The organism is Streptomyces sp. NPDC005141 (assembly GCF_053599975.1).
The window spans coordinates 47,720-62,509 of record NZ_JBSFYW010000006.1 but is presented as its reverse complement, the minus strand read 5'-3'; the positions used below and the strand labels follow the sequence as shown (position 1 = coordinate 62,509).

Below are 14,790 nucleotides of genomic sequence, written 5' to 3'. Positions count from 1 at the left end.
TTTCCGCCACCGGCGGACAGCCCCTCATCCCTGTGCGGATAGGCTCGACGCCATGTCTCGAATCGACGGCCGCACCCCCGAACAGCTGCGCCCCATCACCATCCAGCGCGGTTGGAGCAAGCACGCCGAGGGCTCCGTCCTCGTCTCCTTCGGCGACACCAAGGTCTTCTGCACGGCCTCCGTCACCGAAGGCGTCCCGCGCTGGCGCAAGGGCAGCGGCGAAGGCTGGGTCACCGCCGAGTACTCCATGCTGCCCCGCGCCACCAACACCCGCGGCGACCGCGAATCGGTCCGCGGCAAGATCGGCGGCCGCACCCACGAGATCAGCCGCCTCATCGGCCGCTCGCTGCGCGCCGTCATCGACTACAAGGCGCTCGGCGAGAACACCATCGTCCTCGACTGCGACGTCCTGCAGGCCGACGGCGGCACCCGCACCGCCGCCATCACCGGCGCGTACGTCGCCCTCGCCGACGCCGTCACCTGGGCCCAGGGCAAGAAGCTCATCAAGCCCGGCCGCAAGCCGCTCACCGGCACCGTCTCGGCCGTCTCCGTCGGCATCGTCGGCGGCGTCCCGCTCCTCGACCTCTGCTACGAGGAGGACGTGAGGGCCGACACCGACATGAACGTCGTGTGCACCGGCGACGGCCGCTTCGTCGAGGTCCAGGGCACCGCCGAGGCCGAGCCCTTCGACCGCAAGGAGCTCAACGCCCTGCTGGACCTCGCCGTCGCGGGCTGCGACGAACTCGCCGCCGTCCAGCGCGCGGTACTCGAAGCGACGGGTGAGGCAACCGCGCGTTAACCTTTCGCGTTCTTAGGGGTACGGGCGTACGGTCCAGCCGTGCGCCCGCCGGCCACGTCGGGTCGTTCGGGCCTTCCGCGCAGCGGGAGTGCGCCGACCGTCGACGCGGCCGCGCCACATCATGCCCACGGGGAGGGACCGTTCCATGGCCGCGCGCCACCGCCATCGTCGCCGTACCGCCGTACTCGCCGTCGTCGCCGCACTCGTCGCCCTGCCGGCGGCCGTCGGCTGCGACGCCGTGAGCAAGGCACTCGACTGTGTACAGGCCGCCGACTCGATCGCCGACAGCGTCACCGACCTCCAACAGGCCGTCGAGAACGCGGCGAACGACCCGACGCAGACCGACGAGTCCCTCAACTCGATCGAGAACAACCTCGACAAGATCGGGGACAAGACCGACAACGCGGACGTCAACAAGGCGGTCGACGACCTCAGCAAGGCCGTCGCCAACGTCCGCACGGCCGTCAAGAACGGCGACAGCACCCCCGACATCAGCCCCGTGACGGACGCGGCGGGCGAACTGACGAAGGTCTGCACGCCGTAACGGGGCACGGAACGGACGGGGTCCGGACCGGGCCCGGCAGGCGACCGGATCGAGGACCCGGGGACCGGCCTCGGGACCGGATCGGGGGCCGGAGCGGGGACTGGCCTCGGGACCGGATCGGGAATGGATCGGGGACCCGGGGACTGGCCTCAAGGTCGGACCCGGGATCGGACGGGGGATCAGATCGGGGACTGCCCTCTGCGGGCGGACCCGGGGACCGGACTCGGAGATACTGGCGGGCATGACCCGCCTGATCCTCGCCACCCGCAATGCCGGAAAGCTCACCGAGTTGACGGCGATCCTCGCCGACGCAGGGCTCACCCATGACCTCGTCGGCGCGAACGCCTACCCCGACATCCCCGACGTCAAGGAAACCGGCGTCACCTTCGCCGAGAACGCCCTGCTGAAGGCCCACGCGCTGGCGCAGGCCACCGGACTGCCCGCCGTCGCCGACGACTCGGGCCTGTGCGTCGACGTCCTGAACGGCGCCCCCGGCATCTTCTCCGCCCGCTGGGCCGGCCGGCACGGCGACGACCGGGCCAACCTGGACCTGCTCCTCGCCCAGCTCTCCGACATCGACGTCCCCCACCGGGGCGCCCACTTCGCCTGCGCGGCGGCCCTCGCCCTGCCGGACGGCACGGAACGCGTCGTCGAGGGCCGACTGCTCGGCACCCTCCGCCACGTCCCCGCCGGCACGAACGGCTTCGGCTACGACCCGATCCTCCAGCCGGACGGCGACACCCGCACCTGCGCGGAACTGACCCCCGCCGAGAAGAACGCGATCAGCCACCGGGGGAAGGCGTTCAGGGCGCTGGTGCCGGTGGTGCGGGAGCTGTTGGGCTGAGCGCACACGAAGAACGGCCTGCGCATCGTTCGATGAGCAGGCCGTTCAGCGTGCGGCGGAAGGGATTCGAACCCTCAAGCCGTTTCACGGGCCACAGATCCTAAGTCTGCTGCGTCACCACTGCGCCACCGCCGCTAGCCGCCTGCCATCGTACCGGCAGTTGCTCGCAGAGGCTTGCCTCCCCTGCACCAGGTACTCGTGATCGCATGGCAGTTGGGACATAGCAGCCGCAGGTTCTCGCGCTGATTGTCACGCCAGTCGCCGTTGATGTGATCGACTTCCAATGTCATAGGTTTGCCGAGCCACACGGGGCCGACACCGCACGTGGCGCACTGCTCGGGAACGCCCGCTGCGCAGAGGGCACGCCTCAAACGGGGGGTCTTGATCCGATGCATGCCGTCGTGGCGTACCAGAACATCCTCAACGGGGCGTGCGGTCGGGCTTCGCTTTCCTCGCCGATGGGCTTGGCCGAGAAAGTGCGTGGTCGTGAGGGTGCCTTCGGTGATCCACTTGCGCAGCTTCGCGCGCTGAGAACCGTTGTCCGCGTATCCGAGGCGGCGCAGTGTTTCCGCGATCGAGAACGATTCGGCGACAGCCGCTCGCAACTCGTCGTGCGTAGGTCGGGCACGCCTGGTGCTCATGAGGCACCGCCTTCGACGCGTTGCTTGCCCCGGCCTCGGTAAGTATCCGTTGTGGCGTGGCAGTTGGGGCAAAGGAGGCGCAGATTCTCGATCCGATTGTTGCGCCAGTTGCCGTCGATGTGGTCGACCTCAAAGGGGAGGGGCTCCCCCAGCCAGAACGGTTCGATGCCGCACAGGACACAGCGTTCCCCGAGACCCAGTTCCCGCATGGCCCGCTTGAGCCGTTGGCCCGGGATGCGCCTGGCATCTGCCGACCCGTCCTCGACGAGGATCTCCTCGGCGCCCCGGCGGCGCCGGTTGTGCCTCATCCGGTCGGTTTGGACCCGCGCGGTGAAGTGAGAGGTGTCAATTCCGCAGGCTTTGATGCGTCTGGCGATATTGGCCTGGTGGCCGCCGACAGAAGCGAGTCCGAGTCGGCGTACGACGTCGTTGACGCTCACGGACACGGCGACCACGGGTTCAAGCACCTCCTGCGTCCACTTGACCCCCTCCCGCTCGAAGTGGGAAGTAGCCACCCCCAGCTTCTTCATCCGCTCCCGGATGTAATGCCGCCTGGAACTCCCTGGATCTACCCCCAACCTCCCCAGCGCCTCCGACAGTGTTCGCGACGCTCGTGCCGCCTCCGCCAAGCGCTCCTTGGTGTACGGGCTGACCGGCATTGTCCCCTCCGTTCCGATCGCACGTTCGCGACCTCGCACGGGCTAACGAACCGTTTATCGGACGGTTACGCCCGGTGGGGTACCCGGTCGGGTTCAGTAATGGCTCAGTGCCCCGACGTAGCCTTCAGCCCCACCACCGCCACCAGGAGCAGGCAGACGAAGAAGATGCGGGCGGCGGTCGCGGGTTCGCCGAGGATGGTCATGCCGAGGATCGCCGCGCCCGCCGCTCCGATGCCGACCCAGACGCCGTAGGCGGTACCGATCGGGAGCGACTTCGCGGCGTAGGACAGGAGGACCATGCTCGCGATGATGCCCGCGCCCGTCAGGACGCTCGGGATCAGTCGTGTGAAGCCGTCGGTGTACTTCATTCCGATCGACCAGCCCACTTCGAGCAGACCGGCGACGATCAACAGAACCCAGGCCATGGGAGGCACCTCCGGGAGACGACTGGACGCGGGGTGCGTCGTCTTTGCGGTGTCCCGGTACGGCGCGTCTCGTCGGGGTCCCTCCACGGTAGCAAAAGGACGGCAAAAGGGGCCGGCGACCATGGTCACCGGCCCCTCTGGACGACGTATGCCCTACAAATACAGGCCGGTCGAGTCCTCGGACCCTTCGAACCGGTCCGCGGCCACGGCGTGCAGATCCCGCTCGCGCATCAGCACGTAGGCGGTGCCGCGCACCTCGACCTCGGCACGGTCCTCGGGGTCGTACAGGACCCGGTCGCCCGGCTCGACCGTCCGGACGTTCTGTCCGACCGCGACGACCTCGGCCCAGGCGAGCCGGCGGCCGACGGCCGCGGTCGCGGGGATCAGGATGCCGCCGCCGGAGCGCCGCTCGCCCTCGGCGGCGTCCTGCCGTACCAGCACGCGGTCGTGCAGCATCCGGATGGGCAACTTGTCGTCATGGGTGCTGTGCTTTTCCCGATTGGCGCTCACGCCCCGAACCTACCTGTCCCGGCCCGTTTCGTACGCGGGCGGGTCAGCCCTTGCGCCGCCGCGTGCCCACCACGAGCAGCCCGACGAGCCCGGCCGCGAGCAGAGCCACCGGCACGATGCGCTCCAGCCTGGGTGCGCCCTCCTCGGTGACGAACTGCCCCTTCACATCGCCGACGACGCGATTGACGCCGACGTAGGCGCGCCCCAGCGTGTGATCGATGTTCGCGGCGACCTTGGCCTTGGCGTCTCCGACGATCGTCTTCGGGTGCACCCGTACGCCGATCTCGTCGAGCGTGTCGGCGAGTGTTGCGCGGCGGTTCTTGATGTCCGCCTCGATCTGCGCCGGAGTCCTGGTATCCGACGTTCTCGACGTATCCGACACCGCGCTGCCTCCGTGGTCGTGTTGTGACTCCCTGATTCGGACAGTCTGTCAGTTCGGACCGGACCGCACCCCTCGGCACCCCCCATTACGCTCGTTCCGTATCCATTCCATCCCCCGGCCACGTGAGGTTCCGATGAGCGAGCGACTCCAGCCCGGCGACACCGCCCCCGCCTTCACCCTGCCCGACGCCGACGGCAACGAGGTCTCCCTCGCCGACCACAAGGGCCGCAAGGTCATCGTCTACTTCTACCCGGCCGCCCTCACTCCCGGCTGCACGAAGCAGGCGTGCGACTTCACGGACAACCTCGACGTGCTGGCGGGCGCCGGTTACGACGTCATCGGCGTCTCCCCGGACAAGCCCGAGAAGCTCGCCAAGTTCCGCGAGAAGGAGTCCCTGAAGGTCACCCTCGTCGGGGACCCCGACAAGACGGTCCTGGAGGCGTACGGCGCCTTCGGTGAGAAGAAGCTGTACGGCAAGACGGTCGTCGGTGTCATCCGTTCCACGGTGGTCGTGGACGAGGAGGGCAAGGTCGAGCGGGCGCTGTACAACGTGAAGGCGACCGGGCACGTGGCGAAGATCATCAAGGACCTCGGGATCTGACCGCGAGGTTCTGACCGCGAGGTTCTGTCCGCGGGTTCTGTCCGCCCGGGGTTTCTCAGGGCCTTCTGGACGTGAGACCGCCCAGCGGGTCCTCGCCCGGTGTCGTGCCGGTGGTGCCGCCGTTCGTGGGTCCGCCGTTCGTGCCGCCGCCGGTCGTGGGGGATCCGGTGGCGCCGCCGTCCGTGGCGGTGCCACCGGTGGTGCCGGCCGTGGTTCCGCCGGAGGTGTTGGTGCCTCCGTTGGCCGGACCCTGGGTCCGGCCGCCGGTCTGGCCCTGGGTCCGGCCGTTCGTCGGCGCCGGTGTGCTGCCGTTGGTCCCGCCCTGTGTCCCGTCCTCGTCCTGGCCGCCGTCCGTGGTGCCGCCGTCGTCCTGGCCGTCGGTGGCGTCCGGTTCGCTGGGCTCGTAGCTGGGATAGTCCGGTTCCTCGGCGCCCGGCTGGAGCCGGAGGTCGAAGTCGGTCGCCTCGGTGTCCTGGAGGGCGTCCCCGGTGAACTGAGCCCAGATCTGGGCGGGGTAGCCGCCTCCGTTGATGCGGGGCTGTCCGAGGGCGCCGTACAGGGACTTGTGGGCGCCGGTCTCGGGGTCCTGGCCCATCACGGAGACGACGGTGGCGAGGTCGGGGGTGTAGCCCGCGAACCAGGCGGCCGTGTCCTCCTCCGCCGTGCCGGTCTTGCCCGCGGCGGGCCGGCCGGCGGCCTGCGCGGCCTGCCCGGTGCCGCCGTCGACGACGCTCTGGAGCATCGAGGTGGTGGTGTCGGCCGCCGCGCGGCTCACCGTCTGCCGAACGCTGCGGGCGGGCAGCTGCACATCCTCCTCGCCGTCCCTGGTGATCTTCTCGACGAGCGTGTACGTGCCGTGTCTGCCGTGGTTGGCGAGCGTGGCGTACGCCTCCGCCATGTCGAGGACGCTGGCGGTGGCCGGACCGAGCGCGATGGAGGGGGAGGCGGTCAGGTCGGGGGTGCCGGCGGGGATGCCGAGGGCCACGGCGGTCTTCTCCACCTTGGCGGGGCCGACGTCGACGGCCATCTGCGCGTACACCGAGTTGACCGACTTGTCGGTGGCGGTGCGGACGGTGATGTCGCCGTACGAGACGCCGTCCTCGTTCTCCGGGGAGTAGGAGCCGCCGTTCCAGCCCTCCACGGGGCGTTGGTCGCTGCCGTCGTAGATCGTGTTCGGGGTGATGGGGCGGCCGTCCTGGGTCTGCGAGTCGTTCTGGACGGCCGAGGTGAAGACGAACGGCTTGAAGGTGGAGCCGACCTGGTAATCGCGGCGGGTCGCGTTGTTGACGTACTGCTGGGTGTAGTCGATGCCGCCGTACATCGCGAGGACCTTGCCGCTGGACGGGTCGATGGCGACGCCGCCGGCGCGGACGTAGGTGTCGACCTTGCGGTTCTTCTTGTCGAGCTGGTCCATCACCTGGTCGTTCACGGCCTTCACGAAGGCGTCCTGCTTGGGCTTCTGGAGTGTGGTGGTGACGCGGTAGCCGCCGGTGGTGAGGGTGTCCTCGTCGAGGATCTTGTTCGAGGTCAGATAGTCGTTGACGGCCTGCACGAGGTAGCCGCGCTGGCCCGACATGCCCGCCGAGCCCTTGGCCTGCTTGGGCGGAGCGAAGGTGACGTGGGCGCGCGCCGCCCGGGTCAGCCACTTCTTCTTGACCATGCCGTCGAGGACGTAGTTCCAGCGGGCGAGGGCCGCGGCCTTGTTCTCGGGGTGCGCGATCACGTCGTACTCGCTGGGCGCGTTGAGCAGGGCGGCGAGGTAGGCGCCCTGGGCGACGGTCAGGTCCTGGGCGTCGACGCCGTAGTAGGCCTGCGCGGCGGCCTGGATGCCGTAGGCGTTGCGGCCGTAGTAGCTGGTGTTGAGGTAGCCCTCGAGGATGTCGTCCTTGCTCTTCTCCCGGTCGAGCTTGATGGAGATGAAGAACTCCTTCACCTTGCGGGTGACGGTCTGCTCCTGGCCCAGGTAGTAGTTCTTCACGTACTGCTGGGTGATCGTCGAGCCGGACTGCCTGCCTTTGCCGGTGACCGTGTTCCAGCCGGCGCGGAGCATCGCCTTGGGGTCGACGGCGGACTCGGTGTAGAAGTCGCGGTCCTCGGCGGCGAGGGTGGCGTGCTGGGCGTCCTTGGAGATCTGCGCGAGCGAGACGTTCTCGCGGTTGACGTCGCCGTCGCGGGCGAGCTGGCTGCCGTCGGCGTACAGATAGACGTTGCTCTGCTTGGTCGCGGCGGCGTTGGCGGGCGGGATCCTGACGAGGAAGTAGCCGAGCGCGAAGAGGCCGATCACGAGCAGCAGCGCGCCGAGGAGCGTGCCGAGCAGCATGCGCCAGGTCGGGACGAGCCTGCGCCGGCCGGTCCGCTTCCGCTTCTTGCCGGGCTTGCCCGGTCCCGTCGGTGGGGCCGGGGCCGGGCGGGGGCCCGGTTCCGGTTCCCTGGGTGCCCAGCCCTGGCTGCGTTGCTGCGGCTGCGGCTTGTCGCTCATCTGTTCGCCGAACTCCTGTTTGTGATCGTACGTTCCCATACGACCTCGTACGCCGGGTGCGTCCCCTCTTGAAGACTCTCGCACCATGCGTTCCGTTCCCGGATCCCGGCACGCGTCGCGCCGGAAAATGCCTGGCGGCCCACGCGGGGCCGGGACTAGGCTCCTGCGCTTTGGCTCAACGCGGAGGAAAGGGACGGGTTGTGGGCACAGCGCGGTTGTACGCGTCCGTCGCGGCGAGCGGGTTCCGGCGCTACGCCACCTATCGGATCGCGACCGCGGCGGGTGTCTTCACCAACACCGTCTTCGGGCTGATCCTGGCGTACATCTTCATCGCGCTGTGGGACACCAAGCCGCACCTCGGCGGCTACGACCAGGCGCAGGCGCTCAGCTATGTGTGGCTCAGCCAGGCGCTGCTGATGGTGGTCGCCGTGATGGGCGGCGGCTTCGAGGACGAACTGATCGAGCGAATCCGTACGGGTGACATCGCGATCGACCTGTACCGGCCGGCCGACCTCCAGATGTGGTGGCTCGCCCAGGACATGGGCCGGGCGCTGTTCCATCTGATGGGCCGCGGACTGGTCCCGCTCGCCTTCGGCGCGCTCTTCTTCGACCTGGCGCTGCCCTCCGATCCGCTGACCTGGCTCGCCTTCCTGGTCGCGGTCGTGCTCGGGGTGGCCGTCAGTTTCGCGATCCGTTTCCTGGTGGCGCTGTCCGCGTTCTGGCTTCTCGACGGGGCGGGCGTGGCGCAGCTGGCGTTCATCGCGGGGATCTTCTGCTCGGGGATGCTGCTGCCGCTGAACGTCTTCCCGGGCGTCCTCGGCGAGGTCGTACGGGCTCTGCCCTGGTCGTCGCTGATCCAGGCGCCGGTGGACGTCCTGCTCGGCACGGCCGATCCCCTGAGCACGTACGTGTCCCAGGCGGCCTGGGCCCTCGGGCTGCTCGCGGCCGGGCGGCTGGTCCAGTCGGTGGCGACGCGGAGGGTGGTGGTGCAGGGTGGCTGACCCGGTGGAGCGGGGGACGCGGCTGGTGGCCGGTCCGGTGGAGGAGGGGACGCGCCGGTGGGCGGGTCCGGTACGGGAGGCGGTCCGCGCGGCGGACTCCCATCCCTTCGAGCGGCAGGGGGCGTACGAGCGGCTGCGTGACGGGCTGCGCGCCTACCGTCTGATCACCGCGATGTGGATCCGTTCCACGATGGCCTACCGGGCCTCCTTCGCGATGACCGCCTTCGGGAACTTCGCGGCGACCGCCCTCGACTTCGTGGCGATCCTGCTGATGTTCTCGCAGGTCGACCGGATCGGCGGCTACAGCCTGCCCGAGGTCGCCCTGCTCTACGGGGTGGCCGGCACCGCCTTCGGGATCGCGGACCTCGCGCTCGGCTCGATGGACCGGCTCGGGCGCCGGGTGCGCGACGGCACGCTCGACACACTCCTGGTGCGCCCCGTGCCCGTGCTCGCCCAGGTCGCCGCGGACCGTTTCGCGCTGCGCCGCCTCGGCCGTATCAGCCAGGGTCTGCTCGTCCTCGGATACGCCTTCGCCGTCCTCGACATCCACTGGACGCCGCTCAAGGTGCTGATGATCCCGCTGATGCTGCTCAGCGGCGGAGCGATCTTCTCGGCGGTGTTCGTGGCGGGCGCGTCCTTCCAGTTCGTCGCACAGGACGCCGCGGAGGTGCAGAACTCCTTCACGTACGGCGGCAGCACGCTCCTGCAGTACCCACCGACCGTCTTCGCCAAGGACCTGCTGCGCGGGGTGACCTTCGTGCTCCCGCTCGCCTTCGTCAACTGGCTGCCCGCGCTGTACGTGCTGGGGCGGCCCTATCCGCTCGACCTGCCGACGTGGGTCGCGTTCACACCACCACTCGTGGCGGCTGGCTGCTGCGCGCTGGCCGGGGTCGCCTGGCGCGCGGGGCTGCGCGCTTACCGGAGTACGGGAAGTTAGGGGAATGGGCGTGGCCATCGCCGGGGACAGCGAATTCACCGGTTCGCAGCAGGACTTCATCGAGCTCGACGGCGTCGAGAAGGTCTTCGACGTACGGAAGAAGACGGGCTTCCTGCGCAGTGAGCGCCGGCAGGTGCGGGCCGTCGACTCGATCTCCTTCACCGTGCCGCGCGGCGAGATGGTCGGCTACATCGGCCCGAACGGCGCCGGCAAGTCGACCACCATCAAGATGCTGACCGGCATCCTCACCCCGTCCGGCGGCCGGCTGCGTGTCGCGGGCCTCGACCCGTCCCGCGAGCGCACCCGTCTCGCGCGCCGGATCGGTGTCGTGTTCGGGCAGCGCACGACGCTGTGGTGGGACCTTCCGCTGATCGACTCCTACCGGCTGATGCACCGCATGTACCGCATCCCGGACGGGCGCTACCGGGAGAACCTCGACCGCTGCGTCGAACTCCTCGAGCTCGGTGACCTGTTGGACGTCCCGGTGCGGCAGCTGTCGCTGGGGCAGCGGATGCGCGGCGACATCGCGGCGGCCCTGCTGCACGACCCCGAGGTGCTCTACCTCGACGAGCCGACGATCGGGCTCGACGTGATCAGCAAGGCGAGGGTCCGGGAGTTCCTGCGGGACCTGAACGCCGAGCGCGGTACGACCGTCCTGCTCACCACGCACGACCTCACCGACATCGAGCAGCTGTGCAGGCGGGTGATGGTCATCGACCACGGGCGGCTGATGTACGACGCTCCGCTGAGCGGGCTGCACGAGGTGGGGGAGAGCGAGCGGACCCTGGTCGTGGACCTGGAGCGGGAACTGCCGCCGATCGAGGTGGAGTCGGCGCGGGTGGTGAAGGTGGAGGGGCCGCGGCAGTGGCTGGCCTTTCCCGCCGACCGGTCGGCGGCTCCGCTGGTGGCGCGGATCGCGGCGGAGTATCCGTTGATGGACCTCTCGGTGCGGGAGCCGGACATCGAGGCGGTCATCAGCCGCATGTACGCGGGGAAGGCGGGGAAAGCGTTCTCGTCGCGGGAGGCGCGGGAAGGGCGGGCCGGATAGCCCGCGGGCCGGGGAACTCGTAGGCTGCTGTCCATGACCGACGACGAACTCCCGGAGCTGCGCGCCTCCGACGCCGATCGTGAACGAGTCTCCGAACAGCTGAGGGACGCCCTCGCGGAGGGCCGTCTCGACATGGAGGAGTTCGAGGAGCGGTTGGAGGCGACCTACAGTGCCCGCACCTACGGTGAGTTGACGCCGATCACCCGCGATCTGCCGGGCGCGGCCGCGAGTGCTCCCATATCCATGGTCAAGAGGCCGGTGGACGACGGGAGTTGGGCCGCTCGTATCGTCGGCGGCGAGGGCTCGTCCTCGTGGGCCGTGGCGATCCTGTCCGGATTCGAGCGCAAGGGCCGCTGGACGATGCCGAAGCGCTTCAACTCCTTCGCCTTCATGGGTGGCGGTGAACTCGATCTGCGTGAGGCGAACTTCGCGGACCGCGAGGTCGTCGTCAACTGCGTCGCGGTCATGGGCGGGATGAACGTGATCGTGCCGCCCGGCGTCGAGGTCGTCGTCCGCGGCATCGGCATCATGGGCGGCTTCGATCACCGTGAGTCGGATCAGGCGGGCGAACCCGGGGCACCACGGGTGATCGTCACGGGTTTCGCCTTCTGGGGCGGTGTCGGCGTCGAGCGCAAACTCACCCGTGCCGAGCGGCAGCGCCTCAAGGAGGAGCGCCGCCAGGAGAAGCTGGAGCGCAGGGCGGCCCGCAAGGAGCTGCAGGGTTCGCAGGGCGGGGGCCTCGACGACATGTACGACGTGCTCGACGACGCCCGCGACCTGATCCGGGACCGTCACGAGGACCGGCGCGAGCGCCACGAGGAGCGCAGGGAGCGGCACCGGGAACGCCGGGGGGACCGTCACCGGCGGCGCGACGGCGACTACTGACGGCGGCGCCGTCCGGGGCGCCTGCCTCCGGCGTCGTCCGGCGCCACCGATGTCTGGGGCCGCCGATGTCCGGGGCCGTCCCGGGCTGTTGACGTCCGGCGGATCACAGGTCCGCCGGAGCCGCACCCTTCAGGTCTCCCAGGTCGAACACGTCGGCCATCCGCCGGTAGCCCTTGTCGCTGGGGTGCAGGTGATCGCCCGAGTCGTAGTCGCTCCGCAGCCGGCGCGGGTTGTACGGGTCCCGCAGGGCCGCGTCGAAGTCGACGACGGCGTCGTACACCTTCCCGGACCGGATCTCCGCGTTCACGGCCCGGCGTACGGCCTCCCGCGCGTCCGTGTACCCCCGGTGCCCCTGGAAGGGCATCAGCGTGGCGCCGACGACCCGCAGTCCACGGGCGTGGGCCTGCCGCACCAGGGTCCGCAGACCGTTCGTGATCGTGCGGGGATCGACCTGGTTCGGGTTGCGCAGGATGTCGTTGACACCGAGGTCGATGACGACGGCCCTGACGTTCGTTCGGTCGAGCACGTCCCGTCCGAAGCGGGTCAGCCCGCTGGGGTTGTCCGCCGGCCGGCCGAGCCCGGCGGCGAGGATCTGGTTCCCGCTGATGCCCTGGTTGACGACGGTGTAGCGGGGGGTGTCGCCGCTTCCGGCCGAGGCGCGCAGCCGCTCCGAAAGGCCGTCCGTCCAGCGGTGGTTGGCCCCGACGGTGGAGGTGATGCCGTCGGTGAGCGAGTCGCCGAGGACGACGACGGTGCCCGCGGCCTCGTCGCTCAGCACGTCGAGCGCGGTCAAGTAGCGCCAGTACGGGCTCTGTCCGGTGTACGAGACGCCGCTCACGTCCTCCGTGCGGTCGCCGTCGGCGACGTACGAGAGCTGCCGTGCGAACGGGTGGTAGGTGACCGGGCCGGACGGGGTCGGCGAGTACGTCGTCACGAGGACGTCCGCGCCGTGCGGGATGCGCACGCGCACGGCGTCGCTCATCACCTGTCCGCCGGCCGGGACCACGACCGTCGTGGTGCCGCCGAACGTGAGGCGGCGCATGGTGCCGAGCGCGGCGGCGGCGTTGTTCGCGGTCGCGGCCACGGCGATCGTGGCGTGCGTGATGGGAAGCGGCCGCTGCCCGTAGAGATTGGACAGCGTGATGCGGGCACTCGTACCGCCGGCGGCGGTGTGCACGACGTTGCGTACGGAGCGGCCCGCCAGACCGCTCGTCTCCGTGCCGGGCTCGGCTCCGGCCGGGGAGGCCGACCAGGCGCCGACCCAGGTGCCGGTGGAGGCGGGGGCGGCGGCGTTGTGCGTCGTGCGGCCACCGGCGACGTCGGTCCTGGTGCCGTTGCCGTCGTCGGCCGCGACACCGATGTAAATGGCTGCGGAAAGGACCACGACCACGGCGAGGACCGCGGCGAGCAGGGCATAACCGTGACGCTTGGTCATGCGATGCGTTTCTCCTCGAACGACTGGGAGCCCGAGACTCCGATGTGATCACCCCATGATGCGTCATGGGGTGGACGAGCACCGAAGCACCCCCTACGGGACCCCCCGGTCGATTCCCCATCCGAACAGACGCCGGGAACTCCTGTGTCGTTCCAGGAGTCGCTCAGGAAGAGAGGGAGAAAGGGACAATGTGTACGGGGTGTGACGGGGCTTGCGAACGGGTGGAGTGAATGGAACGCATGAATTCGGGTGAACCGGACGACATGGAGCAGCATGCCCGTCACGGCACCGCCGCGAACGCGACGACGCCGGCCGGGCCTCCGGGCCGGGCGATGAACACCTTCAGCCCCGCCGACGAGGAGAAGCGCCGCGGAGTGACCCGGATGAAGGCGACCGCCACCGGGCTGCTGCTCTTCGTCGCCCTCGTCTACGTGCTGGCCAAGTGGGCCTCGCACGAGGGCGCGGGCGCCTGGGCCGACTATGTCGCGGCGGCCGCCGAGGCGGGCATGGTCGGCGCGCTGGCCGACTGGTTCGCCGTCACGGCCCTCTTCCGGCATCCGCTCGGCCTGCCCATCCCGCACACCGCGATCATCCCCACCAAGAAGGACCAGCTGGGCGTCTCGCTGGGCGAGTTCGTCGGCGAGAACTTCCTCTCCGAGGACGTCGTCCGGCAGCGGCTGCGCGCCGTGGGGATCGGCAGCAGGCTGGGCGCCTGGCTCGCCGATCCCGAGCACGCGGACCGGGTCACGGCCGAGCTGGCCGCCGCACTGCGAGGCGCGCTGACCGTCCTCAGGGACTCCGACGTCCAGGCCGTCGTCGGTGAGGCGATCACCCGGCGCGCCGACGCCCAGGAGATCGCGCCCGGCATAGGGAAGATGCTGGAGAAGATCGTCGCGGACGGCGGCCACAAGCGGATCGTCGACCTGGTGGTCACCCGAGCGCACGACTGGCTGGTGTTCCACGACGAGCAGGTCATGGACGCCGTCCAGGGCGGCGCGCCCGGCTGGACGCCCCGATTCGTCGACAAGAAGGTCGGCGAGCGCGTCTACCGGGAACTGCTCCGCTTCGTCACCGAGATGCGCGACTCCCCGTCCCACCCGGCCCGTGGTGCCCTCGACCGGTTCCTCACCGACTTCGCCTCCGACCTCCAGTCCGACACCGACACCCGCGCGCGCGTGGAGCGACTCAAGGGCGAGGTGCTGGGCCGGGGCGAGGTCCAGGACCTGATCGCCTCCGCGTGGACGGCCGTACGGTCGATGATCGTGTCCGCGGCCGAGGACGAGCGCAGTGAGCTGCGGCTGCGTGTGCGCGCCTCCCTGCTGTCCCTCGGCGCCCGGATGGCCACCGAACCCAAGCTCCAGGCCAAGGTCGACGGCTGGTTGGAGGGCGCCGCGGTGTACGTCGTGACGACGTACCGCAAGGAGATCACCTCGCTCATCACGGACACGGTCGCCGGCTGGGACGCCGAGCACACGACCAGGAAGATCGAGGCGAACATCGGCCGTGACCTCCAGTTCATCCGGATCAACGGCACGGTGGTCGGCTCATTGGCCGGGCTGCTGATCTACGTGGTGTCGCGGGCGCTGGGGGCGTAAGCGGG

Annotated in this window: 16 protein-coding genes, 1 tRNA gene and 1 riboswitch; of the genes, 9 read left to right on the top strand and 8 right to left on the bottom strand. The window is 69.9% G+C overall.

Going from position 1 to position 14,790, the window contains the following annotated elements; all coding sequences use genetic code 11:
* The first annotated feature begins 52 nt into the window (after positions 1 to 52).
* From rph to rdgB, 3 genes are all read left to right on the top strand, one after another.
* A complete protein-coding gene (gene rph / locus ACWD68_RS06840) occupies positions 53 to 799 on the top strand; it encodes a ribonuclease PH (RefSeq protein WP_451805410.1) in 747 nt (248 codons plus the stop codon).
* Positions 800 to 944: 145 nt separating this feature from the next.
* Positions 945 to 1,343 carry a hypothetical protein gene (locus ACWD68_RS06835; protein WP_451805409.1) on the top strand — a complete coding sequence of 133 codons (399 nt, stop codon included), beginning with the start codon at positions 945 to 947 and terminating at the stop codon, positions 1,341 to 1,343.
* 241 nt (positions 1,344 to 1,584) lie between these two features.
* Positions 1,585 to 2,187, top strand: a complete 603-nt coding sequence (gene rdgB / locus ACWD68_RS06830; RefSeq protein ID WP_451805408.1) for an RdgB/HAM1 family non-canonical purine NTP pyrophosphatase — start codon at positions 1,585 to 1,587, stop codon at positions 2,185 to 2,187.
* Between the two features lie 51 nt (positions 2,188 to 2,238).
* On the opposite strand, the gene ACWD68_RS06825 is transcribed toward rdgB, so the two are convergent.
* The 6 genes from ACWD68_RS06825 to ACWD68_RS06800 form a co-directional block, all read right to left on the bottom strand.
* Positions 2,239 to 2,322 (bottom strand) — tRNA-Leu (locus ACWD68_RS06825).
* The gene (locus ACWD68_RS06820) at positions 2,322 to 2,828 is read right to left on the bottom strand and encodes an HNH endonuclease (protein ID WP_451805407.1); all 507 of its coding nucleotides are present in this window, start codon (positions 2,826 to 2,828) and stop codon (positions 2,322 to 2,324) included. The genes ACWD68_RS06825 and ACWD68_RS06820 overlap by 1 nt, the downstream gene beginning before the upstream one ends.
* Positions 2,825 to 3,487, bottom strand: a complete 663-nt coding sequence (locus tag ACWD68_RS06815) for an HNH endonuclease signature motif containing protein (protein ID WP_451805406.1) — start codon at positions 3,485 to 3,487, stop codon at positions 2,825 to 2,827. Before ACWD68_RS06815 ends, ACWD68_RS06820 begins: the two co-directional genes overlap by 4 nt.
* A gap of 104 nt (positions 3,488 to 3,591) precedes the next feature.
* Positions 3,592 to 3,912, bottom strand: a complete 321-nt coding sequence (sugE, locus tag ACWD68_RS06810) for a quaternary ammonium compound efflux SMR transporter SugE (protein ID WP_451805405.1) — start codon at positions 3,910 to 3,912, stop codon at positions 3,592 to 3,594.
* Between the two features lie 32 nt (positions 3,913 to 3,944).
* A riboswitch (guanidine-III (ykkC-III) riboswitch) is annotated at positions 3,945 to 4,016 on the bottom strand.
* Positions 4,017 to 4,065: 49 nt separating this feature from the next.
* Positions 4,066 to 4,368 carry a GroES family chaperonin gene (locus ACWD68_RS06805; RefSeq protein ID WP_052454563.1) on the bottom strand — a complete coding sequence of 101 codons (303 nt, stop codon included), beginning with the start codon at positions 4,366 to 4,368 and terminating at the stop codon, positions 4,066 to 4,068.
* A gap of 97 nt (positions 4,369 to 4,465) precedes the next feature.
* The gene (locus tag ACWD68_RS06800) at positions 4,466 to 4,804 is read right to left on the bottom strand and encodes a DUF3618 domain-containing protein (protein WP_451805404.1); all 339 of its coding nucleotides are present in this window, start codon (positions 4,802 to 4,804) and stop codon (positions 4,466 to 4,468) included.
* A 133-nt stretch (positions 4,805 to 4,937) separates the two neighbouring features.
* Here ACWD68_RS06800 and bcp point away from each other — a divergent pair, with 133 nt between their 5' ends.
* Positions 4,938 to 5,405, top strand: coding sequence for a thioredoxin-dependent thiol peroxidase (gene bcp / locus ACWD68_RS06795; RefSeq protein WP_266759207.1), 468 nt, complete (start codon positions 4,938 to 4,940; stop codon positions 5,403 to 5,405).
* 55 nt (positions 5,406 to 5,460) lie between these two features.
* Here bcp and ACWD68_RS06790 read toward each other — a convergent pair whose 3' ends face one another.
* Positions 5,461 to 7,884 (bottom strand): transglycosylase domain-containing protein, encoded by a 2,424-nt coding sequence (locus ACWD68_RS06790; RefSeq protein WP_451805524.1) that lies wholly within the window; start codon positions 7,882 to 7,884, stop codon positions 5,461 to 5,463.
* A 200-nt stretch (positions 7,885 to 8,084) separates the two neighbouring features.
* Between ACWD68_RS06790 and ACWD68_RS06785 the strand changes: the two genes are divergently transcribed.
* From ACWD68_RS06785 to ACWD68_RS06770, 4 genes are read left to right on the top strand one after another with little or no spacing between them, the layout of a single operon-like run.
* Entirely contained in the window at positions 8,085 to 8,885 is an 801-nt protein-coding gene (locus ACWD68_RS06785; RefSeq protein WP_451805403.1) for an ABC transporter permease, read from the top strand.
* Positions 8,878 to 9,822 carry an ABC transporter permease gene (locus ACWD68_RS06780; protein ID WP_451805402.1) on the top strand — a complete coding sequence of 315 codons (945 nt, stop codon included), beginning with the start codon at positions 8,878 to 8,880 and terminating at the stop codon, positions 9,820 to 9,822. Before ACWD68_RS06785 ends, ACWD68_RS06780 begins: the two co-directional genes overlap by 8 nt.
* Before the next feature lie 4 nt (positions 9,823 to 9,826).
* A complete protein-coding gene (locus ACWD68_RS06775) occupies positions 9,827 to 10,870 on the top strand; it encodes an ABC transporter ATP-binding protein (RefSeq protein ID WP_451805401.1) in 1,044 nt (347 codons plus the stop codon).
* 33 nt (positions 10,871 to 10,903) lie between these two features.
* On the top strand, positions 10,904 to 11,755 hold the full coding sequence (locus ACWD68_RS06770; protein WP_451805400.1) for a DUF1707 SHOCT-like domain-containing protein: 852 nt from the start codon (positions 10,904 to 10,906) through the stop codon (positions 11,753 to 11,755).
* A 103-nt stretch (positions 11,756 to 11,858) separates the two neighbouring features.
* Here ACWD68_RS06770 and ACWD68_RS06765 read toward each other — a convergent pair whose 3' ends face one another.
* A complete protein-coding gene (locus ACWD68_RS06765; protein ID WP_451805399.1) occupies positions 11,859 to 13,190 on the bottom strand; it encodes an SGNH/GDSL hydrolase family protein in 1,332 nt (443 codons plus the stop codon).
* Positions 13,191 to 13,420: 230 nt separating this feature from the next.
* On the opposite strand from ACWD68_RS06765, the gene ACWD68_RS06760 reads away from it, so the two are divergent.
* Positions 13,421 to 14,785, top strand: coding sequence for a DUF445 domain-containing protein (locus tag ACWD68_RS06760; protein ID WP_451805398.1), 1,365 nt, complete (start codon positions 13,421 to 13,423; stop codon positions 14,783 to 14,785).
* Positions 14,786 to 14,790: the final 5 nt, after the last annotated feature.